At 70.0% G+C, this 21,659-nt stretch carries 26 protein-coding genes and 1 pseudogene; 11 read left to right on the top strand and 16 right to left on the bottom strand.

The genetic code is table 11. The features are described from left to right. The first annotated feature begins 258 nt into the window (after positions 1-258). On the top strand, positions 259-450 hold the full coding sequence (locus HUS56_RS04125; RefSeq protein ID WP_173922114.1) for a DUF5302 domain-containing protein: 192 nt from the start codon (positions 259-261) through the stop codon (positions 448-450). A 167-nt stretch (positions 451-617) separates the two neighbouring features. On the opposite strand, the pseudogene HUS56_RS04120 reads toward HUS56_RS04125, so the two are convergent. Continuing rightward, positions 618-1,551 (bottom strand): annotated as a pseudogene (locus HUS56_RS04120) (glycosyltransferase family 4 protein); the annotation flags it as partial. A gap of 203 nt (positions 1,552-1,754) precedes the next feature. On the opposite strand from HUS56_RS04120, the gene HUS56_RS04115 reads away from it, so the two are divergent. Then, the gene (locus tag HUS56_RS04115) at positions 1,755-1,958 is read left to right on the top strand and encodes a dodecin family protein (protein WP_173922113.1); all 204 of its coding nucleotides are present in this window, start codon (positions 1,755-1,757) and stop codon (positions 1,956-1,958) included. A gap of 74 nt (positions 1,959-2,032) precedes the next feature. On the opposite strand, the gene HUS56_RS04110 is transcribed toward HUS56_RS04115, so the two are convergent. The 4 genes from HUS56_RS04110 to HUS56_RS04095 form a co-directional block, all read right to left on the bottom strand. Beyond that, positions 2,033-2,662 carry an FMN reductase gene (locus HUS56_RS04110; protein WP_173922112.1) on the bottom strand — a complete coding sequence of 210 codons (630 nt, stop codon included), beginning with the start codon at positions 2,660-2,662 and terminating at the stop codon, positions 2,033-2,035. After that, complete coding sequence (locus HUS56_RS04105) at positions 2,659-3,882, bottom strand: LLM class flavin-dependent oxidoreductase (protein ID WP_173922111.1); 1,224 nt, start codon at positions 3,880-3,882, stop codon at positions 2,659-2,661. Before HUS56_RS04105 ends, HUS56_RS04110 begins: the two co-directional genes overlap by 4 nt. A gap of 82 nt (positions 3,883-3,964) precedes the next feature. Next, a complete protein-coding gene (locus HUS56_RS04100) occupies positions 3,965-4,744 on the bottom strand; it encodes a fructosamine kinase family protein (protein ID WP_254431287.1) in 780 nt (259 codons plus the stop codon). Between the two features lie 105 nt (positions 4,745-4,849). Further along, positions 4,850-6,445: a M28 family metallopeptidase gene (locus HUS56_RS04095; protein WP_173922110.1), complete on the bottom strand. Its 1,596-nt coding sequence runs from the start codon at positions 6,443-6,445 to the stop codon at positions 4,850-4,852. A gap of 154 nt (positions 6,446-6,599) precedes the next feature. Here HUS56_RS04095 and HUS56_RS04090 point away from each other — a divergent pair, with 154 nt between their 5' ends. Further along, complete coding sequence (locus tag HUS56_RS04090) at positions 6,600-7,400, top strand: glycosyltransferase family 2 protein (protein ID WP_173922109.1); 801 nt, start codon at positions 6,600-6,602, stop codon at positions 7,398-7,400. 21 nt (positions 7,401-7,421) lie between these two features. Here the strand turns inward: HUS56_RS04090 and HUS56_RS04085 are convergent, their stop codons facing one another. After that, a complete protein-coding gene (locus HUS56_RS04085) occupies positions 7,422-8,402 on the bottom strand; it encodes an alpha/beta fold hydrolase (protein WP_371808293.1) in 981 nt (326 codons plus the stop codon). A gap of 107 nt (positions 8,403-8,509) precedes the next feature. Between HUS56_RS04085 and trxA the strand changes: the two genes are divergently transcribed. Continuing rightward, positions 8,510-8,887 (top strand): thioredoxin, encoded by a 378-nt coding sequence (gene trxA, locus HUS56_RS04080; protein ID WP_173922107.1) that lies wholly within the window; start codon positions 8,510-8,512, stop codon positions 8,885-8,887. A gap of 46 nt (positions 8,888-8,933) precedes the next feature. Here trxA and HUS56_RS04075 read toward each other — a convergent pair whose 3' ends face one another. Next, entirely contained in the window at positions 8,934-9,536 is a 603-nt protein-coding gene (locus HUS56_RS04075; protein ID WP_173922106.1) for a hypothetical protein, read from the bottom strand. Between the two features lie 96 nt (positions 9,537-9,632). Continuing rightward, entirely contained in the window at positions 9,633-10,622 is a 990-nt protein-coding gene (locus HUS56_RS04070) for a DMT family transporter (protein ID WP_173922105.1), read from the bottom strand. Positions 10,623-10,714: 92 nt separating this feature from the next. Here HUS56_RS04070 and HUS56_RS04065 point away from each other — a divergent pair, with 92 nt between their 5' ends. Then, on the top strand, positions 10,715-11,260 hold the full coding sequence (locus HUS56_RS04065; RefSeq protein WP_173922104.1) for a CGNR zinc finger domain-containing protein: 546 nt from the start codon (positions 10,715-10,717) through the stop codon (positions 11,258-11,260). 42 nt (positions 11,261-11,302) lie between these two features. Here HUS56_RS04065 and HUS56_RS04060 read toward each other — a convergent pair whose 3' ends face one another. Continuing rightward, positions 11,303-11,866 (bottom strand): type 1 glutamine amidotransferase domain-containing protein, encoded by a 564-nt coding sequence (locus HUS56_RS04060; RefSeq protein WP_173922103.1) that lies wholly within the window; start codon positions 11,864-11,866, stop codon positions 11,303-11,305. 115 nt (positions 11,867-11,981) lie between these two features. Here HUS56_RS04060 and HUS56_RS04055 point away from each other — a divergent pair, with 115 nt between their 5' ends. Continuing rightward, positions 11,982-12,434 carry an SRPBCC domain-containing protein gene (locus tag HUS56_RS04055; RefSeq protein WP_173922102.1) on the top strand — a complete coding sequence of 151 codons (453 nt, stop codon included), beginning with the start codon at positions 11,982-11,984 and terminating at the stop codon, positions 12,432-12,434. A 21-nt stretch (positions 12,435-12,455) separates the two neighbouring features. Here HUS56_RS04055 and HUS56_RS04050 read toward each other — a convergent pair whose 3' ends face one another. From HUS56_RS04050 to HUS56_RS04040, 3 genes are all read right to left on the bottom strand, one after another. Next, positions 12,456-12,938, bottom strand: coding sequence for a hypothetical protein (locus tag HUS56_RS04050; RefSeq protein WP_173922101.1), 483 nt, complete (start codon positions 12,936-12,938; stop codon positions 12,456-12,458). Positions 12,939-13,045: 107 nt separating this feature from the next. Beyond that, positions 13,046-13,315 (bottom strand): 30S ribosomal protein S15, encoded by a 270-nt coding sequence (gene rpsO / locus HUS56_RS04045; RefSeq protein WP_173922100.1) that lies wholly within the window; start codon positions 13,313-13,315, stop codon positions 13,046-13,048. Between the two features lie 255 nt (positions 13,316-13,570). Next, entirely contained in the window at positions 13,571-14,527 is a 957-nt protein-coding gene (locus HUS56_RS04040) for an NAD(P)-dependent alcohol dehydrogenase (RefSeq protein ID WP_173922099.1), read from the bottom strand. Between the two features lie 46 nt (positions 14,528-14,573). On the opposite strand from HUS56_RS04040, the gene HUS56_RS04035 reads away from it, so the two are divergent. The 3 genes from HUS56_RS04035 to HUS56_RS04025 all read left to right on the top strand — a co-directional run bounded on the left by HUS56_RS04035 (position 14,574) and on the right by HUS56_RS04025 (position 17,080). Next, entirely contained in the window at positions 14,574-14,942 is a 369-nt protein-coding gene (locus HUS56_RS04035) for a DUF488 domain-containing protein (RefSeq protein WP_173922098.1), read from the top strand. A gap of 128 nt (positions 14,943-15,070) precedes the next feature. Next, positions 15,071-16,456, top strand: a complete 1,386-nt coding sequence (locus HUS56_RS04030) for an HNH endonuclease signature motif containing protein (RefSeq protein WP_173922097.1) — start codon at positions 15,071-15,073, stop codon at positions 16,454-16,456. Between the two features lie 159 nt (positions 16,457-16,615). Further along, positions 16,616-17,080 (top strand): hypothetical protein, encoded by a 465-nt coding sequence (locus HUS56_RS04025; RefSeq protein WP_173922096.1) that lies wholly within the window; start codon positions 16,616-16,618, stop codon positions 17,078-17,080. A gap of 42 nt (positions 17,081-17,122) precedes the next feature. Here the strand turns inward: HUS56_RS04025 and HUS56_RS04020 are convergent, their stop codons facing one another. Beyond that, positions 17,123-17,968, bottom strand: a complete 846-nt coding sequence (locus tag HUS56_RS04020) for a type II CAAX prenyl endopeptidase Rce1 family protein (protein WP_173922095.1) — start codon at positions 17,966-17,968, stop codon at positions 17,123-17,125. Between the two features lie 47 nt (positions 17,969-18,015). On the opposite strand from HUS56_RS04020, the gene HUS56_RS04015 reads away from it, so the two are divergent. Continuing rightward, the gene (locus HUS56_RS04015; protein ID WP_254431276.1) at positions 18,016-19,140 is read left to right on the top strand and encodes a M4 family metallopeptidase; all 1,125 of its coding nucleotides are present in this window, start codon (positions 18,016-18,018) and stop codon (positions 19,138-19,140) included. A 46-nt stretch (positions 19,141-19,186) separates the two neighbouring features. Further along, complete coding sequence (locus tag HUS56_RS04010; protein ID WP_173922094.1) at positions 19,187-19,525, top strand: protealysin inhibitor emfourin; 339 nt, start codon at positions 19,187-19,189, stop codon at positions 19,523-19,525. Between the two features lie 17 nt (positions 19,526-19,542). Here HUS56_RS04010 and HUS56_RS04005 read toward each other — a convergent pair whose 3' ends face one another. The 3 genes from HUS56_RS04005 to HUS56_RS03995 are packed head-to-tail and all read right to left on the bottom strand — an operon-like array spanning position 19,543 to position 21,657. After that, positions 19,543-20,337, bottom strand: coding sequence for an anti-sigma factor (locus HUS56_RS04005; protein ID WP_173922093.1), 795 nt, complete (start codon positions 20,335-20,337; stop codon positions 19,543-19,545). Beyond that, positions 20,318-20,983 carry a sigma-70 family RNA polymerase sigma factor gene (locus HUS56_RS04000; protein WP_173922092.1) on the bottom strand — a complete coding sequence of 222 codons (666 nt, stop codon included), beginning with the start codon at positions 20,981-20,983 and terminating at the stop codon, positions 20,318-20,320. Before HUS56_RS04000 ends, HUS56_RS04005 begins: the two co-directional genes overlap by 20 nt. Before the next feature lie 14 nt (positions 20,984-20,997). Continuing rightward, positions 20,998-21,657, bottom strand: a complete 660-nt coding sequence (locus HUS56_RS03995; RefSeq protein WP_173922091.1) for a class F sortase — start codon at positions 21,655-21,657, stop codon at positions 20,998-21,000. Between the last annotated feature and the right edge of the window lie 2 nt (positions 21,658-21,659).

The following is a 21,659-nucleotide window of genomic DNA, read 5'->3' as shown; positions in this document are numbered from 1 at the left end:
TTTTCCGTCGCACCCCGTCTGGGCACGACCAACGTCGGGAGCAGGAACAGGCATTACGAAACGCATCAGCCGATACGCTCACGCTGGCCACCAGTAGAAGTCCACCAAACCGAGTTGGTGATCCACCACAGGGGACCAGCTTCCTGCCGGCCTGCTCCATCATGCGGCTGCCCATGGGGCAACCGCTCCAATGCTAGCAGAGCGGCCGATTCCGCCCCCAGGGCGCCCGGTTGCGGCATCCGTGACAGACTCTGGAGCATGACTTCCGACGAGCAGAAGGCGACCGGCCCTTCCGAGGAGACCAAGCGCAAGTTCCGCGAGGCGCTCGAGCGCAAGAACACCGCCGCGAAGCAACGGGAGGGCGAGTCGCACCTCGACGGCGGGTCCTCGGCCCAGGGCACGCACGGACCGGTCGACCACAAGCGGGAGTTCCGCCGCAAGAGTGGCTGAACCGACAACGCCCGCCGAGGTCACGAACCCGACTGCATGCCGGTAGGCCGCGAACCCGGTTCGGCCGACACGACGACCGGCAGCGGTTCGGGCCGCTTCGGCCCGCGCCCGTCGCCGGCGGTGCGTCCCTGGAGCCGGCGCCCGACCCGCTCGGTGCGTATCGCGGTGCGAACCTCGGCGACCGCCTCGTAGTGCTCGATGAGCTCGTCGACGAGGCGATCCCACCCGCGGCCGGCCACGCCCTCCCTGGCGCGCACGGCGAACGCCCGCCGCTTCGCGTCGTCGCCCGTGAGGTCGAGCACTCGGCTGCGCAACTCGTCGAGGTCGCCGGGCCGGTAGAGCCAACCGTCGACGCTCGAGCGCACGAGGTCGAGCGGTCCGCCGGCGCCGGTCGCGACCACGGGCACCCCGCTCGCCATCGCCTCCTGAACGGTCTGACAGAAGGTCTCGCTCTCGCCGGGATGCACGAACACGTCGAAGCTCGCCATCGCCCGGGCGAGGTCGTCGCCGCCGAGGAACCCGGTGAAGTGCGCATGGGGCAGCTGCCGTTCGAGCGCGGCCCGATCGGGCCCGTCGCCGACGATGGCGAGGCGCACGCCGGGGAGGTCCGCGATCGCGCGCAGGTCCTCCACCTGCTTCTCTGGAGCGAGCCGGCCGACGTAGCCGACCACGATCTCGCCGTTCGGCGCGACGTCGCGTCGCCACTCCGCGCTGCGCCGACCGGGCGCGAACCGCTCGGTGTCGACCCCGCGCCGCCAGAGCGCGAGCCGATCGACGCCGAGCGATTCGAGGCGGTCGACCGCAGAGGTCGACGGCGCGAGCGTGAGGTCGGCACGGCGATGCAGCCGCCCCAGGTGACGGGTGAGGGCCGGGGCGGCGCCGCGGACGCCGTAGCGCTCGGCGTACGAGGGGATTTCCGTCTGGTACACGGCGACGGACGGGATGCCGACGGCTTCGGCGGCGAGCACGCCGCGCCAAGCGAGGGGCCACGACGAGGGCCTCGTGACCGCGTCGCTCGAGGTGCCGGAGCACCTGCAGCAGCGAATGAGTCACGCCGTTCATGTGCGGGAGGAACGATTCCGCGAGGAGTGCGACCTTCACGAGTCCAGCGTGGACGTTCGCGCGCTCCCGTCGGCCGCGAAGGCCTCCGTTGCGCCGAGGATTCACCGAGTCGTCGGATGCCGTTCGCCGAACGGTCCCCGAGGCGTCGGCTCCCGGCATCCGGCCGTCAACCCCTCGCGCTTCGGGCACGAGGGGAGGACGATGGGGCGTGAAGCACACCTGACTGTTCGAGGAGGAACACCATGTCATCCGTCGCCAGGGTCACCACCATCACGGTCCGCTCCGACAAGAGCTTCGAGGACGCCGTTGCGATGGGCATCGAACGTGCTGCGCAGACGCTGCGGCACGTGAGCGGCGCGTGGGTCAAGGAGCAGAAGGTCGAGGCCACCGAGGGCAAGATCACGGCGTGGTCCGTGGTGCTCGAGGTCAGCTTCGTGCTCGACTGACGCGGGTCGTCTCAGGGGCTCGACGCCGGATGGGCGTCGAGCCCCTGAGGTGTCACCGCGGCATCCGCTTCGGGCTACTCCCCCGTGAATCCGCCCACGAGGTGGCCGACCGGGCGGTCGAGCGCGAACGGGTCGCGCACGAGCTCGGAGCGGTCGGTGCGCTCGACGAGGTCGGCGAACTCCTTCGCGCCCCGGAAGATGCGGTCGGGCAGCGAGCGCACACCGTCGCCCTCGGTTCCCCAGTCGCTGGTCGCCGCGAACACGCCCGTCGTGACGGGGATGGCGTGCAGGTAGGTGAACAGCGGGCGGATCGCGTAGTCGATGGCGAGCGAGTGGCGCGGCGTGCCGCCCGTCGCGCCGATGAGCACCGGGAGATCGGTGAGCGCCTGCGGGTCGATCACGTCGATGAACGACTTGAACAGCCCCGCGTAGCTCGTCGTGAAGATCGGCGTGACCGCGATCAGACCGTCTGCCGACGACACGGCGTCGAGCGCGGCCTGCAGCTTCGGCGGGGCGAAGCCCATGAGCAGGTGATTCGTGATGTCGTGGGCGAGGTCGCGAAGCTCGAACACCTGCGTCTCGACCTCGAAGCCGCGCTCCTGCAGCAGCGACACGGCGTCGCCTCCCAGGCGGTCGGCGAGCTGGCGGGTCGAGCTCGGCGTGCTGAGGCCGGCCGAGATGACGACGATGCGCTTGGTGGTCATCGCACGAACTCCTTGCGGGTCGCGGCAGGGCCGAAGGCCGAGCCGGGCTTGGCGGCTTCGACGACCGCCGTGTCCTGGTAGGGAGAACCCAGCGTCAGGTTGTCGCCGCGGTTCGCGTTCGGCGTGGCCTGGCGCGGGGTCTCGTCGCCGTACTTCGCCTTCACGAGCGAGGCGTGGGTGGGGGCGTCGGGCACGTCGGCGGGGCGGTTCTTGGCGAACTCCTTGCGAAGCACCGGCACGACCTCCTCGCCGAGCAGGTCGAGCTGCTCGAGCACGGTCTTCAGCGGCAGGCCGGCGTGGTCCATGAGCCAGAGCTGGCGCTGGTAGTCGCCGACGTAGTCGCGGAAGCCGAGCGTGCGGTCGATGACCTCCTGTGGGCTGCCGACGGTGAGCGGCGTCTGCTGGGTGAAGTCCTCGAGGCTCGGGCCGTGGCCGTACACGGGAGCGTTGTCGAAGTAGGGGCGGAACTCGTTGACCGCGTCCTGCGAGTTCTTGCGCATGAAGACCTGCCCGCCGAGTCCGACGATGGCCTGGGCCGCGGTGCCATGACCGTGGTGCTCGAAGCGCTGGCGGTACAGCGCGATCATGCGCTGGGTGTGCGATGCGGGCCAGAAGATGTGGTTGGCGAAGAAGCCGTCGCCGTAGAACGCGGCCTGGTCGGCGATCTCGGGGGTTCGGATGGAGCCGTGCCAGACGAACGGCGGCACGTCGTCGAGCGGACGCGGCGTGGCCGTGAAGCCCTGCAGCGGCGTGCGGAACTGGCCCGACCAGTCGACGACGTCCTCGCGCCACAGTCGGTGGAGGAGCTCGTAGTTCTCGAGGGCGAGCGGCAGGCCCTGGCGGATGTCCTGGCCGAACCAGGGGTAGACCGGACCGGTGTTGCCGCGGCCGAGCATCAGGTCGACGCGACCGTCGGACACGTGCTGGAGCATCGAGTAGTCTTCGGCGATCTTCACCGGGTCGTTCGTGGTGATGAGCGTGGTCGCCGTCGACAACTGCAGCGTGGAAGTCTGCCCGGCGACATGCGCGAGCGTGGTGGTGGGCGACGACGACCAGAACGGCGGGTTGTGATGCTCGCCGAGGGCGAAGACATCGAGCCCGACCTCCTCGGCGTGCTTCGCCATGGTGAGCGTGGCCTTGATGCGCTCGTGCTCACTCGGCGTGCGACCGGTGGTTGGGTCCTGGGTGATGTCGGTGACGGTGAAGATACCGAACTGCATTTCGCCCTCCTGGGCTGTGAGAACATGTCCATGCGTTTGCATGTAAATACCAGAACGGATGTCTGGCCCGATCTATTCCCGTCTACTCCAGCGATGTTCGACCCTCGTTTCCTCCCGATTCGAGGACCGCCGCCGCGGCCTCCGCCAGCGCGACACCGTAGCTTCGACCGTGCCCCGCGGCGTGCACGGCGAGCGGATGCAGCTGGTGGAGCGGGATGCGTTCGCGCCATCCCGCACGTAACGGCGCCGACAGATCGTACGCCTCGATCACCTCGTCGAGGAAGGGGCATCCGAAGAGCGCGAGCATCGCGAGATCCGTCTCGCGATGCCCACCGTGTGCGGCGGGATCGATGAGGACCACGCCCCCGGCCGACCACAGCAAGTTGCCGTTCCAGAGGTCGCCGTGGACCCGGGCAGGCGGTTCCTCGTCGTCGAAGGCACCGGCAGCGATCGCGTCGCAGGCGCGTCGGACCAGATCCGCCTCGGCTGCGGTGGTGTTCCCCACCTGCTCGGCGACCTCCAGGTAGGGCAGCACCCGGTCGCGCGCGTAGAACGCGCCCCACGTGGCGTCCTCGGCCGCAGGCAGGACGCGCCGTCCGATGTACATCGGACCGTGCCAACCGTCGGGTCGGGCGCCGAACGCACGTGCGCCCGCCGCGTGCGTCCGGGCGAGGGCGGCGCCGAACGATCGCGCTGCGGCGACATCCGGTCGCGTCTCGACCACCCGCTCGAGCTCGATGCGACCTGGTGCCACGGATGCGACGGCGACGGTCTTCGCTCCACCGGCCGCGGCCAGCCATGCCAGACCGGCCGCCTCTGCCTCGAAGAAGCCCTCGGGGGCATCCGCCCGTCGCTTGACGATGGTCTCCACCAGCTCAGTGTGCCCGACGTGGCAAGGTACGCACCGGGAAACGGGAAAGCGGGGGTGCCATCCGGCACCCCCGCTCTCGCGTTCGGATCAGTCGACTCAGTTGTCGTGCGTGTGGCCGCCGTCACTGCCGACGGTGCCCTCAGGCCCTGCCGGGGCAGGGAGCGAGAGTCCGCCGGGGATGTTCTTGCCGGGCACGCCGTTCACCGACTCCGTGGAGTAGGAGTAGGCGAGGATGGCGAGCGCGATCGCATCGATGTTGACGTCGAGCGCCTCCATGCTGATGTTGTCGATCGTGTCGCAGACCAGGTGGTAGCACGGGTCGTACTGCTGGCCCGCTTCGCCGCCCCAGATCGCCTCCTGCTCCGCGGTCTTCACGACCTCGGCGCCGGTGAACAGACCACCGGCCGGGATGCCGTTCAGGATGAACGCCTCGTAGTCGCTGCGACCGCTGAACTCGGCGTCGTCGTACGGCTCGCCCACGCTCGTGAAGTAGCTCTCGAAGAGGTCCTCGATCTGCACCGAACCCTCGGGCACCACCACCGGCGCCTCGAAGCCCGACTCGTCACCGTCGTAGATCATGAAGATGTAGTTCGGCGACGCGACCATGTCGAAGTTGAGGTACAGCGCGATGCGGTCCTTCTCGGCCTGCGAGAGCTCATTCACATAGGCAGCCGAGCCGAGGAGGCCTTCCTCTTCAGCACCCCACCACGCGAGGCGGATGGTGTTCTGCGGCTTCAGTTTCGACAGGTTCTCAGCGATCTCGAGCAGCGCAGCGGAGCCGCTGCCGTTGTCGTTGATGCCGGGGCCCGCCTGCACGGAGTCGAGGTGCGCACCGGCCATCACGACGTTGTCGTCGTTCTTGCCCGGGAGTTCCGCGATCACGTTCTTCTGCGGACGCTGCTCGGGCGCGGGCACGAAGATGCGAGCCGTCGAGCCCTCCGCCGCGAGCGCGACGCCCTGCTGGAAGCTCGCCCCCACCACCGGGATGGTGTGCTTGACCGTCGTGCCGTCGGTGCGCGATGAGGCGTCGGCGACGATCAGGCCCTCACGGTCGGGGGTGTTGCCCTGGTTGAAGATGATGACCGCCTCGGCGCCGGCCTGCTCGGCGAAGAACGCCTTGTCCCCGAAGTTGCACGTGCCGCGCTGGACGAGCGCGATGTCGTTGTCACCGGACCAGTCGAGGCCCGTGAAGTCGGCCGCCTCGCAGCCGCTGTCGCTGGCCCGATCACCTTCGAGGTTGATGTCGACGGGGATCACATTGCCCGTGACCTCGCCGGAGCCGCTTCCCGTGAAGGAGCCGGTCTCGTAGATGGCCTGAACGGGCGTCAGCTGCTCGAGCTCCGAGGGGCCGGTGAACTCGAAGTCGAACGTATCGATCGAGACGTTCCATCCGGCCGCTTCGAGCGTGTCGACGACGTAGTCGACGCTCGCCTCGTAGCCGGGGAGGCCTGCGGCACGGTTGCCGCCGTTCTCGTCGGCGATCTGCTGGAACGCCTCCAAGTGCTCCCGGGCTCCGTCGGCGTCGACGCACTCGAGCAGCTTCGCGATCGTGTTGTTGTTGCGGTTGTCACAGCTCTGTGCCCCCGGTGCCGCGAAGGCCGCCCCTGTCGGCACGAGCGCCAGGGCTGCGATCGTCGCGGTAGCGACTCCCACCGCCTTGGCGCGTCGGGAAAGTGTGGCAGATGACTTCATCGTCTTCCTTTCACTCGTGGCACCCTCCTTCGGGTGACACACATTGAGGGAGAGCATAGGTGCAGCGAGCGCAGTTGAACAGCCCTTGCGTCGAACTCGGGCGACGCGCAACGATCTCGCGTGACGCGGTGCCGTAGTGGATAGACTCCCGACGATGGGCACCATTTCGGTCGTCATCCCGAGCTACAACGACGCGGGCTATGTCGCCGCCTGCCTCGACGCCCTCGCCGTGCAGACCCGGCCGGCAGACGAGATCATCGTCGTCGACAACGGTTCGACGGATGCCACGGCCGACGTCGCTCGCGCCGGAGGTGCCACCGTGGTCACCGAGCCGCTGCGCGGCATCTGGCCGGCGACCGCAGCCGGGTTCGACGCGGCATCCGGCGACCTGCTCGCCCGCCTCGACGCCGACTCGGTGCCCGCGCCCGGGTGGCTCGCCGAGGTCGAGTACCGGATGTCGCGTTCCGACCGCCCGACGTTCGTCACGGGTTCGGGCGTCTTCTACGGCGCGAACCGGGTGATCCGCTGGATCGCGCGCAACGTCTACATCGGCGGCTACTTCTTCGCGATCGGCGCGCTGCTCGGCCACTCGCCCGTGTTCGGATCGAACTACGCCATGCGCCGGGAGGCCTGGCTCGAGCTCCGCGAGGTCGTGCATCGTGATCGCGGCGACGTGCACGACGACCTCGACCTCTCGTGGTGGATCCGACCGGGCATGACGGTGGTCCGCGACGACCGCATGCTCGTCGGCGTCTCGGCGCGCCCGTTCGACAGCGTCGAGGGGCTGTGGCGCCGCGTCCGCGTGGCCTTCCACACGATGGCCCTGGACTTCCGCGGCTGGGGGCCGCTCGAGCGACGCGCCGAGTACTGGCGCGCCCGCAAGCGCTCGACCGTCGTCGACGAGCTCGGGACGGAGGTCGAGGCGACCGAGGGCGACGAGCCGCTGCCGGCCTGACCGGCCCGCGGCATCCGTGCCTCAGTTGTGGGGGTCGGCGTCGACCTCGGCGAACAGCGTCAGCATGTCGCGCACGAGCTGGTGCGGCGCCGTCTCGCAGGGGCTGTGCCCCGTGAGGTACACCGCGAAGCCGGCTCCGATCTCTTGCGCGAAGCGCTGATGCAATTCGCTCGACCACAGATCGTGCTCGCCGACCGCGACGAGCTTCGGCACCGGTGAGGCGGCGAGGTCGGCGCGCAGGTCGGGCGTGCGCATCATGAGGTCGATGATGTCGTCGACGCTCTCGCGGCGGGTGAGCGCGAACCGCTCGCGCACGAAGGCGATGCGCCCCGGCGACACCTTGTTCAGGTTGTTCCGGATGCCCCAGAGCATCAGCCCTGCGCTGACACGAGCGGTCGTGAAGGAGCTGAGCGCACCGATGCGCTTGATGAAGCGGAACACCTGACCGGGTACGGGCGGCGCGCTCAGGAGCGTGAGGGTCGCGAAGCGGTCGGGACGTTCGAGCAGCGCGAGCTCGGCCAGCGTGCCGGCGAAGCTGTACCCGAGCACGTGGGCACCGCCGGGGCCGTCGTCGAGCACGGCGAGCAGGTCGTCGAGGAAGAGACGCTGGTCGTAGCGGGCTCGCGGCGGGTCGAGGTTCCACGGCCCGGCGTGTGCGGACTCGTACTGGCCCGCGAGGTCGAACGACTCCACGCGATACCCCGCGGCGGCGAGCAACGGCAGCATGAGCACGAAGTCCTCCTTGGACCCCGTCGCCCCGGGCACGAGTACTACCCGTCGACCCGATGTCGGTCCGTACGCGATGCGCGCGAGATCACCACTGGGCGCCCGGAACATCGTGCGCTCGGTGCCGCGCGGGAATGCCCGCCAATCGACCACGTCGCCGATGGCGGCATCCAGCACTCTCGATTCGTCGTCGGCCGGAGGCGCCTGCGGAACGACTGCATCGGGCGACTCGCCACGGCGACGGAACGATCCCTGCACTCCGTCGAATGCGACCACGACCACACCATACCGCCCTGGCGACACGCCCGGGCGGCGACCGGGCTCACACCGCGCCCACAGCGAACACCGCATGCACGACCAGCCAGGCCGCATAGGGTGGACCCATGGCTACCGTGGCGCTCACCCTTGACGACTTCGAGAAGACCATCCTCGAGGGCGGCACTGTCTTCGTCGACTTCTGGGCGGAATGGTGCGGCCCGTGCCGCCAGTTCGCCCCGAACTACGAGGCGGCGTCCGAGGCCAACCCCGACCTCGTGTTCGCGAAGGTCGACACCGAAGACCAGCAGCAGCTGGCGGCCGCGATGAACATCACGTCCATCCCCACCATCATGGCTTTCAAAGACGGCATCGGCGTCTTCGCGCAGGCCGGCGCACTCCCCCGCCCGATGCTCGACGACCTCATCTCGCAGGTGCGGGCGCTCGACATGGACAAGGTCCGAGCCGAGCTGGCCAGCCGCCAGGGGGCCGAGGCGCAGGGCTGAATCCGATCGGTGAGCTGCCGAAGCGACGGGATGTCACGCCGCGGCGTCATTCCCCCATCGCACCGAGGCCGCTGAGGTCGAGTTCGACGCCGTAGGGCCGCGATGATCCGGTGATCGTCGCGGGCACTCGCACGTACTCGCCGCGTTGTCCCCGGTCATCGAGCAGTTCCACCCATCGCTCCTCGGCCGCCCGCGCGAGGAATCCGGCGTGACGTGGTCGATCTCCCCCCACGAGCTGTACGCCGATGCGGTACCGCCGCTTGAGCCATCGACTGGCCCGCGGCACCAGCAGCGCGGACTGCTCGGCACCGCCGTGGATGCGGGCGAGTTCGATCGCGGGCTGATGGCGCTGCACCTCGTCGACCGGCACGACCGTGCGAACGTCACGCGCAGCCCGCGGCGCATCGGTGATCACGAGGCCGTCGAGCGTGGAGAGGTCGCCCCACGGGTCGGGATTCATCCGCCTGCTCGCCCGGACGAGCGATACGACCAGCCACACGAGCGCGGCGAGGATGCCCGCGGCCAACCCCCAGACGTACACGGGAGGGCTCTCGGGTCGCACGACGCCCGTGAGCAGCAGCAGCACGAGCAGCACGAGGAACGGGAGCGGCTCCCAGCTGAGCAGGGGCTTCGAGCGGGGTGCGGGCATGCGCCTCAGGCTATCGCGGGGAGCGGGCGCGCTGCCCCAGCGGACACCCCGCGGAGCATGCGCTCGTTCCGAGCTGCCGCAGCGCGTGGGCGGAGTCTACGGACGACGAACGGATGCGGCATCCGCTCGCTCTGCGACGAACTCGGGCGTCTCGTCGACGAGCTCGGACGCGCTCGCTCGACCTGGCCGGCGCTCGAGCTTGACGAGCACGATGCCGCCCAGGATCAGGAGTCCGCCGAGCGCCTGCACCGGCCCGATCGCCTCGCCGAGGAGCGCCCACGCCACGATCGCGGCGAAGATGACCTCGGAGAGTCCGAGGAAGGACGAGAGGCGCGTGCCGAGCATGCGGATGGCCTGGATTCCGGCGACATAGGCGAACGCCGTCGAGAACGCGCCCACCGTGAGCATGGGCACCCACCACGGGGCGCTGGTGCCGAGGAAGTCGACGTTCGTGAACGCGACCTCGAACGGGACGAGGCCGGTCAGCGCCGAGAGGCCGAGCACGAGGCATCCGATGAGGCAACCGACCGCGGCGAGGGCGATCGGCGGCACGCCGAGGTCGGATCGCTCGCCGAGCACGTAGTAGACCGCGACCCCGAGCATCGCGATACCCGCCATGATCACGCCGAACGGATCGAGCGGCCCGCCAGTGGGGCCGATGACCAGCACGAGACCGGTGATCGCGACGACCGAACCTGCGAGCACGACGAGCTGCGGGACGTGCCGTGTGCGAGCCCAGGCGAAGGCGACCAGTGCCACGGGCGCGAGGTACTCGATGAGGAGGGCGGTGCTCACGGGAATGCGGGCGATCGAGGTGTAGAACGCCAGCTGGACGCCCGCGACCGCGATGACCGAATAGACCAGGACGACCCATTTCGCTCGCCAGAGCGGGCGGAGGTCGAACTTCAACGCGAACAGCCCGGGGATCGCGAGCAGGAGCGCCGCGACCGTGATGCGGAAGAAGACTGCCGCTCCCGGCGACCAGCCTGCCTCGAGGAGCGGCTTCACGATGGCGCCGCCTGCGCCGAACGCGAGGCCCGCGGCCAGACCGAGGAGGATGCCGATGACGCCCTGTGAACTGCGCATCCGTACTCCCCGCCGCTCGCAAGTCGGGCCGCCCGTCATGCCCGAAACTCGTTATGCTAGTGACAGTACTCGCGGTTGGCGTCAGGAGTCAAATGTTTTTCACCCATGACACGGAGGCGGCGCTGAAGTTCGTCGCGGCACTCGCCGACACGACCCCCGAGGCATCCGACTCCGGCACCGACGAGCTCGCCGAACCGACGCAGCTCGACGCCCTGCTCGACGAGTGGAAGTACTCCGGGCGCCGCGACGGCGACGCGCGAGAACTCGCCGAGGTTCGCGAAGCCCGCGCGCGCCTGCGCGACATCTGGCTGCTCGATCGCGACGACGCCGCTGCAGCGGTGAACGAGCTCCTCGTCGGGGCTCGGGCGCTCCCGCAACTCGTGCGCCACGACGACCTCGACTGGCACATCCACGCGACCGAGCTCGATGCGCCGCTGGCCCGGCGAATCCTCGTCGAGGCCGCGATGGCGATCATCGACGTGATCCGCTCCGACCAGATGGATCGGCTTGCGATGTGCAGCGCCGACGACTGCGAGAGCCTCTACGTCGACCTGTCGAAGAACGCGTCACGTCGCTTCTGCAGCACGCGGTGCGGCAACCGCATGGCCGTGCGCGCCTATCGCGCCCGCATCGCCTGATGCGGCGCGCCTGACACGCTCGCCGCGCCCGCCCGAGGCTCGCTAGGCGCGCTGGCCGGCGTGCACGCCCTCGGCGATCTCCTCGATCGCCTTGTCGATGAACGCGGGCAGGTCGTCGGGGTTCCGGCTCGTCACGAGCCCCTGGTCGACGACGACCTCCTCATCACTCCAATCGGCACCGGCGTTGACGAGGTCGGTCATCAGGCTCGGATACGAGGTGAGGTTCCGTCCACGCGCGACGCCCGCCTCGATCAGGACCCACGGGGCATGGCAGATCGCGGCGACCGGCTTCTGCTGTTCGAAGAAGGCCCGGACGAAGTCGACGGATGCCTCGTCCATTCGCAGATGGTCGGCGTTCACGACGCCGCCGGGCAGGACGAGCGCGTCGAACTCCGATGCATCCGCTTCGCTCACGTGGAGGTCGACGTCGAACGTGTCCGCCTTGTCGGCGGCGTTCATGCCGAACACCCTGCCCTCGGCGGGCGAGACGAGGATCACGTTCGCGCCGGCGCCCTTCAGCGCATCCCAGGGCTTCGTGAACTCGACCTGCTCGAATCCGTCGGTCATGAGGAAGGCGACCTTTCGGCCCGTCAGCTGCTCAGCCATGTGCTGCTCCCGTTCTCGAATGAGCGGCCACCGTAGGCAGGCGCCCGAAAGCGCGACAACCGGGTTGACACGCATGGAAGCCTGACCCGCTCCGGCGTAGCGTGGAGCGGGGGTGATGACGATGGCCGTGGTTCCCGAGGATGAGCCGGTCTTCTCGATCCGCCGACGCTTCGACGCCGACGCAGCACGCCTCTTCCGTGCGTTCGTCGAACCGGCTCGGCTCGCGCACTGGTTCGTGGTCGAGGGCTATCGCACGCCGGCCGATCGCATGAAGGTGACCGCCCGGCCCGGAGGGCGAGTGGATGCGGTCATGATCGCCGACGCCGATGGCTCCGAGATCCCGTTCGGATTCCGTTATGCCGAGCTCGAAGCTCCGCGGCGCGTCGTGCTCGCGTTCGACGAGGAGCAGGAGGTCGTCACGGTGACGCTCAACGAGCGCGACGACGGCGGCACCGACCTCAGCTACACCCTCGCAGCACCGGCGACTGAAGAGCCCGACCTCGCCCGTCGAGGCGCGGAGGATATGCTCGACCGCATTGCCGCCGCGGTCGACCGGGGTGCGATCTGACGCGGCATGCGTCCGCTCTCGCTACGAGCGCGAGTCGGCCCCGACTCGTGCGGCGCCGAGCGACACCGCCGGGATGACGCGTCGTGCATTGACCACGGTGAGCGCGATCAGGATCGCCACGAGCACCACGTCGGCCGCGATGTAGATGTAGTGGAACGGCGACTGCCCTGGTTCGGCGCCGGCGATCACGAGATCGGTGCGGGCGTTCAGCGGCGGTCGGATGACGAGGATCTCGAGGAGCAGGACCGCCCACGCTCCGCCGAGCAGCCACCACGACAGGCGGCCGGCGGCCGGGCGGATGCTGACGAGCGTGAGCACCGCGGCGATCACCACGCCGAGGAAGTTGAGGGCGGTGAACACGAGGCGCCCGATGCCGAGGCCGAGGGGGATGGTGATGCCCGGCGCCTGGAACTTCAGGGGCGACTCGATGAACGAGAGTGCGATGAGTGCGCCGAGCCAGAAGGCGGGCAGGATGACACGCAGGGCGAGGGCGAGACGGGGCATGCTTCCACCGTAACCTCTGATGACGAAGGCCCCGCCTGCTGGTCGTCAGCAGTGGGGCCTTCGCAAGAAGTTCGCGGTGTCGTCGAGAGCCGCGCGGAGTACGTCGCCTAGCGGCGCAGCCCGAGACGCTCGATGAGCGAGCGGTAGCGGTTGATGTCGACGTCGGCGAGGTAGCCGAGCAGACGACGACGCTGACCGACGAGAAGGAGCAGGCCACGACGCGAGTGGTGGTCGTGCTTGTGCGCCTTCAGGTGCTCGGTGAGGTCTTTGATGCGCTTCGTGAGCAGCGCGATCTGGACCTCAGGGGATCCAGTGTCACCGGGGTGCGTCGCGTACTCTTCGATGATCGCCTTCTTGACATCTGCTTCAAGTGCCATAGATGGGATCCCCTTCCTCTCGTTGCGCGCTGCCCGGGGCCTTCTGCCTGGGCTCTCTTGATGCGCGGCCGTTTCACGGCAACCTCAAGAGTCTAGCAGAGCGGATGCCGCGTCGCGGTCTCTCCCGAACGGGGCCGCGAGGCGCATCGGGGGCAGCGCGCAACGAGAGGAAGGGGATCCCATCTATGGCACTTGAAGCAGATGTCAAGAAGGCGATCATCGAAGAGTACGCGACGCACCCCGGGGCAGGCACCGTCACGGCACGATGACCACCTTGCCGAACACCGCGCCCGCGCGCAGTCGCTGAATCTGGTGCGGCACCGCCTGGAGCGGATGCGTGCCGTCGACGATCGCCCGCACCGAGCCCTCGGCAGCGAGGCTCGCGAGTTCGGCCAGGTCGCGGTTCGGCACTGCCGCGAGCAGACGCACCCTGCGACCGTCGTCTCGGTCGGCCTTGCGCGCACCCGCCAGTGCATAGCCCAGGATGCGTCGGGGACGACCGCCGATCGCGACCGCCGAGCCACCCGGTGCGAGCAGACCGCGATGCTGGGCGGGCGACAGCGCGCCGACCACGTCGAGGATGCGGTCGAAGCCGCCGGCGTCGACCGGGATCGCGCCGGCGACGAAGGCGTCGGATGCCCCGAGCTCGCGCAGGCGGTCGAGCTTCGCCGCCCGATCGATGACGGCGACGCGCGCTCCGGCCTGCGTCGCCAGCTGCAGTGCGAACGTGCCCACTCCCCCGCCGGCGCCGACGATGAGCACACGACGCCCCTCGAGCGCGTCGCGGTCGACGAGCGCCTGCAACGCCATGCTCCCCGCCTGCGGCAACGCCGCGGCGGTGACGTCGTCGACCGCGGTGGGGAGCGGCACGAGGGCGTCCTCGCGCGCCGCGACGAACTCCGCGAATCCGCCCCAGCCTGCAGCGGTCAGCTCGCCGAACACCCGGTCGCCCGGGCGATGACGGGTCACGCCGTGGCCGACGGCGATGACCTCGCCCGCGACATCCGACCCGATGATCTGATGCTTCGGACGAAACGGCGCCACGACCCTCGTGAACAATGCGCCCGTCACGACGTCGACATCCCACGAGTTGATCGAGACGGCGGCCACGCGGACGAGCGCCTCACCCGGCGCGGGTGTCGTCCGCGGCACGTCGGCGAGGCGCATGACCTGCTCGGGCGGGCCGTAGCGGTCGAGGACGATCGCGCGCATGAGGCGAGCGTAGCGAGCCGGCGCGAACGCGGGCAGACTGGCGGGTATGGGGTTCACGATGAAGCGCGTGTACGACGAGCCCGCGGCATCCGACGGCTACCGGGTGCTCGTCGATCGGCTGTGGCCCCGCGGTGTCTCGAAGGACCGCGCCGCCCTCGATCAGTGGCTCAAGGAGGTTTCGCCGTCTGCCGACCTTCGCAAGGAGTGGCACGGGAGCCCCGATCGACATGACGAGTTCGTGGGCCGATACGTCGCCGAGCTCGACGCGAATTCCGACGCGACCGACGCGCTGCTCGAGCTGGGACGAGAGCACGACCGCGTCACGCTGCTCTACTCATCGCACGATCCGACCGTCAACCACGTGGCGGTGATCCTCGAGTGGCTCGGCCGGCACGGGGCATCCGTCGAGAAGTAGGCGTCGGATGCCGCGAGCCGCCCCCTTGAGGCATCCGCCCCGATCTCTCAGCGGCGTGCCCGAATGGTCGGCTGACCGCTGCATCCATTCACCGCATGAGTGTCGGTGGGTGCTGCTTCGATGGTCTCATGCTGGCCGAACTCGACCTCTCGCCCCAGGCGGAGCTCGAGTTCGAATTGACGGCGATCGAGACGTTCGAACGCGTCATCCGGCAGATCCAGGCCGGCCAGTACGTTCGCATCCAGCGCGCCCGCGAACTGGCGAACGAGGTCGAGGGCGTCGCGGCGACGAGCACGAGCGCCGAGCGCGACATGGCGACCCGGTCCTTCATCGCCGAGCTCGCGACCACGCTCGGGCAACACGAGGCCGGGGCGTCGCGGCTGGTCTCCGAGGCCGAGCGGCTCACCGGTGCGCGCAGTGACACGCTCGGAGCGCTGCGCCGGGGCGACATCGCGCTCACCCAACTCCGGTCGGTGCTCGAACTCACACAAGACCTGCCGGTCGACGTCGCCGACGCCGTCGAACGGGTCGCGCTCGACGCCGCGTCGGCCGCGCTCGAACGCGGCGTGGTGTCGACGAACTCCGACGTGCGGCGGCGCATGCGTCGGGTCCGCGAGCAGTTGCATCCCGAGCCCCTCGCCGACCGGCGGGCGCGGGCCGCCTCCGAGCGGCGAGTCTGCGTCGAGCCCGCGCCCGACGGCATGGCGTGGCTCAGCCTGTGCATCGAGGCCGAGCGTGCGGTGGCCGTCCAGAGTCGGCTCGACATGCTCGCTTCGCGCCATGCGGCGGGCGACGCTCGCACGACGGCCCAACGCCGGGCCGACCTCGCCGCCGACCTGCTCCTCGCCGGGGTGCTCACCGACGACGAGCGCACCCGCAGCCTCACCGGCGCCGTGCAACCGCGCATCAACGTGACCGTGCCCGTGCTGACGCTGATCGGGCTCGACGGTGGGCCCGCCGAGCTCGAGGGATACGGTCCGATCGACGACGACACCGCGCGGCGGCTCGTGGGGCACGCGCCGTCGCTGCGCCGCCTCCTCGTGCACCCAGAGACGGGCGCCGTGCTCAGCTACGGGCGCGAGCACTATCGCGCGCCGGCCGACCTCGACGGGTTCGTGCGGTTGCGCGACGGGCAGTGCCGCTTCCCCGGCTGCTCGCGACGGGCCGACCGCGCCGACCTCGATCACACGGTCGCCCGTGCGCACGGCGGCGAGACCTGCGACATGAATCTCGCGGCGCTCTGCCGACACCATCACCGCCTCAAGCACGAGAGCGGATGGCGCGTGGTGCAGGAGCCCGGCGGCGTGATGCGATGGACCTCCCCCGCTGGGCACATGCTGCGCACCCTGCCCGAGCGGCCGTTCACGCCGGTGTCTCCGGGCGAAGGTCCATCGCGAGACGCGGTGCCGGATCCACCGCCCGCTCCGCCGCCGATCCCACCCGATCCGGCCGCCGGTTGGATCGATCTCGAGTTGGAATGGTTGATCGAGGAGCACGATCCGGTGCCGTTCTGACTGCTTCGGCGTCGTCGGGTCCGACTGCTTCGGCGCGATCGGGTCCGACTGCTTCGGGGTGGTCGGGTCCGACTGCTTCGACATGGTCGGGTCCGACTGCTTCGGCGTGATCGGGTCCGTGTCACGATGGTGAGAAGGAAGTCCTGAGAGGTCGCACCCATGACCGCCGACCATCGAACCAGAGAACCAGCTGGGTACCCGCCGCCCGCGGTCACCGCCACCGTGCTCGCGATCATGGCCGCCGTGCTCGGCGTGCTGGCGGTCGTCGCGATCATCCAGACCTCCGCTCGTGCCACCGCAACGTACCCGCCGGTCGAAGCCACCGTCGTCGCCGAGCACACCGAGCAAGCGATGGTCGCCGACCGTCGCGGCAACGGCCTCGAATCGTTCCGCGTCGTGACCGTGGAACTCCCCGATGGCGCCAGTGCCGACCTCCGCAGCGACGATCTTGTGGTCGGTGACACCGCGACCGTCTATGGCAGCGAATCAGGTGCGGTGTTCGAGACCCCGCCGCCGAAGCCGGGGCCCTTCGACTGGGCCCTCTGCGTCGCGATCGTCGCTGCAGCCGGCGTACTCACCGTCGCCGCGGTGCGATCGGTGATGCGGCTGCGCCGACCGTCCTGAGGTCGACGCAGCTGCCTCCCGCGACATCCGTTCGCCCGACCTCTACCCGCCCGGCACCAGCGGGAAGATCGCCGGCCAGCCGTTGTGCGCGTACACGATGACGCAGAAGACGACCGCGTCGAAGATGAGGTGCACCACGAGCACGTAGGTCAGCGACTTCGTGAGCTTGAACGTGTAGCCCTGGATGAGCGCGAACGGGATGGTGAGCAGCGGACCCCACGACTGGTAGCCGAGTTCCCACAGGAACGACACGAACACGACCGCCTGCAGCAGGTTGGCCTGCCACGTCGGGAAGTGCCGGCGCAGCAGCGCGAAGACCGTGCAGATGAAGAACAGCTCGTCCCAGGTGCCGACGGCGTTGACGCCGACGAAGAGTCGGGCGATCTCGTCGGGTGCGGTGACGGTCGGCCAGTTCTGGTAGACGCCCGAGGTGATGAAGTAGAAGGGGAGGATGAGCCATCCGGCCACGGTCACCGCGATGAGGTAGATCCACTGGGTGCGGGTCCAGCGGCGGCCGGTCCGCCAGGGGAAGCGGATGACGCGGTCGCCGTACCAGTACCGCGAGAGCACGTACGGCACGACCACCGCTGCGCCGAGCACGACCGCGAAGCGCGCCATCGCCGGATAGCTGATGTCGGCCTCGAGCGAGATCGTCGAGATGATCACCTGCCCCACGGCGATGAGGGCGAGGTCGGCCAGCAGCCGGCTGGTGCGACCCGACCGGTCGGTGAGCCACGCGGCGACGAGACCGGCCGCGAGCATGGCGTAGCCCGCGATCGGCAGCAGGAAGCCGAACAGCAGCACCGCGGCCCCGCACACGAGCGCCGCCGGGATGAGCCCGATCGGGTGGGTTCGCACCGTCGGCTGGGTTGCGAGTGCGGCGGACACCCTCTCAGCTTCCCATGCCTGTCGGCGGGACATGCCACGATCGTTCCATGACGCGGATGCCACGGCCCTACTCCCATCCGACGCCGCACCACGCGATCGTGCCGCCCTACCTGCTCGCACGCATCGCGCTCACCGCCGGGCCACGGTTCGATGAGGCTGCGGAAGCCGCACGCAGGTCGCTGCTCCGCGATGCGCCGCTGCTCGAGTGGCGCGCCGCCGGCGATCTCCCGCCGTTCGTCGGGCCAGAGCTGCGCGCCCGCGACGAACGACCCGCCGCGCGGCCCGGCCCCGCGCCGCAACCCGATCGGCGCATCTCCGGCGCCGAGGGCGCCGACACGCTGCCCGGGCGGCTCGTGCGGCGGGAGGGCCAGCCGCCGACCGGCGATGCCGCGGTCGACGACGCCTACGACGGGCTGGGCGAGACGGTCGAGCTGTTCGCCCGGGTCTACGCCCGCGACTCGATCGATGACGCGGGCATGCCGCTCGAGGCGACCGTGCACTTCGGCGACCGGTACGACAACGCCTTCTGGGACGGCGAGCGCATGGTGTTCGGCGACGGTGACGGCGAGATCTTCCGCGGGTTCACCGACTCGATCAGCGTCATCGGGCACGAGCTCACCCACGGGGTCATCGAGCGCACCGCACGACTCCGTTACCAGCGGCAGTCGGGGGCGCTCAACGAGCCCGTCGCCGACGTGTTCGGCGCGCTCGTCGAGCCGTACTCGATGAGCCAAGACGCCGAGTCGGCGACCTGGCTGATCGGCGAGGGCGTGTTCACCGACGCGGTCGAGGGTCGAGCCATCCGTTCCATGAAGGAGCCCGGCACCGCCTACGACGACGACATCCTCGGCCGCGACCCGCAGCCCGACCACTTCGACCGCTACATCGAGACCGACGACGACAACGGTGGCGTGCACCTGAACTCGGGAATACCGAATCGGGCATTCGCGCTCGCCGCGGTCGAGATCGGCGGTTTCGCGTGGGAGCACACCGGGCGTGTGTGGTACGACGTTCTCACGTCGGGCCGGCTGCGTCCGACCGCGAGTTTCCGGCAGTTCGCGGCCGAGACGGCGCGCGCAGCCGTCGAGCGGTTCGGCCGCACCTCGGCCGAGACGAGGGCCATCATGGCCGGGTGGGCCGCCGTCGGCATCGAGGTCTCGCCGCCCGCCTGACGGCGCGACCTCCGGCGCGTCCCATGCACCGGAGTACCATCGCGGCATGGACGTCATCGTGTCGCGGAGCGGCGGCCTGGCGGGAATCCGGCTGATGTGGCACGTGCACATCGAGGAACAGCCTGACCCCGACGACTGGTACCTGCTGATCGACGAGATCCCATGGAATCAGCCGCCGCCCGCGCCGCCCGAACCCGATCGCTTCGTCTACCGCATCCGCTGTCCTCCGCGCGAAGCGACGCTCGCCGAGCGTCAGCTCGTCGGCCCGTGGCGCGAACTCGTCGAACGGGTGCAGGAGACGACCGAACCCGAGCGAGTGCGTCCTGAGCGCGAGCACGATCGCGGGTCTTCACGCGGCACCACGCGGCGCGATCGGGACGCCTGACGGGCGAGTCCGCCACGCTAGCTCGAGCGCTCCTCCTGCAGCTCGCCCCGCACGATCGAGTCGCCCGAGTGCGCCGGCTCGCCGTCGAGCGGCTCGGCCGACACGTCGACGATGGGGTACTCGCCGAGATCGATTCCGCTCGGCAGTGTGAAGCGACCGGATGCGCCGTCCAGCAGTCCCAGGCTCACGAGCCCCGAGGCATCCGACCGGATCAGCCACACCTCCCGCACGGAACCCGAGGGAACGGTGGAGTCCAGGTCGACCACGATCGATCGGACGCCGTCGTCATCCTCCTCGACCAGCGCCTCGCCACTGGCCTCCCATCCGGGGAACGGCTCGAGGGCGGCCCGCGCGAGGACCGTCTCGGCGGGCGGCGCGAGGGTCTGTGCGATGCCCAGGCCGAGGCCGACTCCGGCGAGGATGCCGGCACCCGCTGCCGCGAGCGCGAAGACCCACCACCTCGTGCCACCCCCGCGGGAGGGGGCGGACGCGGGCTCGTCGGCGGTGGAGAGGAGCGCCGGCGCAGGCGGGGGCACGGGCATCGCGGGCGCGTCGTCGCGTGCTGCCAGCGGATCGGGCGCGAGTGCGGGGTCGAGCCCGAGCTCGGAATGGATGCCCGCCCAGACCGAAGGTGAAGGGTACGCATCGTGCTCTCGGGCCACGCCGCCACGGCCCAGCGCGGCCGTGCGGGCGAACGCCTCGTACTCGGCGAGGCACTCGGCGCACTCGTCGAGGTGACCCCTCGCCGCGGCGTCGGGCTCGTTGCCGTCGAGGGCGAGGACGGCGAGATCTTCAGGCTCGATGTGCCTCATCGTCCACCTCCCATCGAGTGCGCATGCGCATCAGGCTACGTCGGATATGGCTCTTCACGGTGCCGACGGGCAGGTCGAGCGTCTCGGCGATCTCGGCGTGAGTCAGCTGATCGAAGAACGCCAGTCGCATGACCCGCCTCGGAACGGGATCGAGTCGTCCGAGCTCCTCGGCGACCATAGCCCGCTCCGCCAGGTCGTCGTCATGCACCGGCGGGGACGCGACGGCCTCAGCGGCCAACGTGTCACCGAGCCGGTGCCGTCGGGCGCGGGCCGCGTGCGCGTCCGCGATGCGGTGACGGGTGATGCCCACGAGCCACGCGCCGAGCGCCGACCTCGCCGGGTCGAACCCCGCTCGTCCGCGCCACGCCGAGATGAAGACCTGTTGGGTGACATCTTCGGCGTCGGAACGGTCGCCGAGCGACCGCAGCGCCAGCCGGAAGACCAGCGCGCCCCACCGGGCGTACGCCTCACGCAGCGCCTGGTCGTCGCCCGCCCGGAAGCCGGCGACGAGGGCATCGTCGTCGACCTGTTCGGGGTCTGCAGCAGTCACGTCGCGCCAGCCACCCCCTCGTCGCCCGTCGATCCTTGCTCGGGGAACCGACTCGGCGAGCTCCCGCCAGGTCGGCTCCACCGCTTCGATCAGCATAGCCATCCACCCGGTCAGGTGATCGGTGACGCGGTCACGACCACGTTGCTGAGATAGCGCCGGGCGTCGTAGTCGAACTCGCCTCCGCACGTGACGAGCGTGAGCCTGGGGCTCCCGTCACGAGCGAAGACGGCCGACCAGTCCACCGACTCCTTCGGAACGACCTCGGTGGACGCGAGCGCGAACGCGTACACTGCGCCGTCGGCGGTGGTGACCTCGATCCGCGTGCCGGCCGCGGCGCCGGCCAGCTTCGCGAACGGACCGATGTCGTAGACGAGCGAGTCGACGTGCGCGGCGATCACGGTCGATCCGGCGACGCTGGCCGGTGCAGAACCGAACCGGTACCAGGCGGCGATCGCAGGATCCGCCGGGAGGGCCATGCGACCCTGCCCGTCGAGTCCCACCGCCTCGACCGGGACATCGATACCGAGCTCGGGGATCAGGAGCCGCACCGGAGCAGGCGCCGACAGCGCCGGCCGCTCCGAGAGGGACGCCGAGAAGCGCGGGATGTCGGGCACGGCTGCCGCGGGGGCGGGCGGAGGCACCGAGGGCGTCGGCGTGCTGCTGGCCGGCGAGGCCGACGGGGTGCAGCCGACGGTGAGCGAGACCAGGAGCACGGCGAGGGCCGCGAGCAGGGCGTCCTTCGCCGTGCTCGCGACCCTGGCGCTCAGCATTG

Source organism: Agromyces sp. Marseille-P2726 (assembly GCF_902809835.1).
Taxonomy (GTDB): domain Bacteria; phylum Actinomycetota; class Actinomycetes; order Actinomycetales; family Microbacteriaceae; genus Agromyces.
This window is presented reverse-complemented; position numbering and strand designations above follow the sequence as displayed.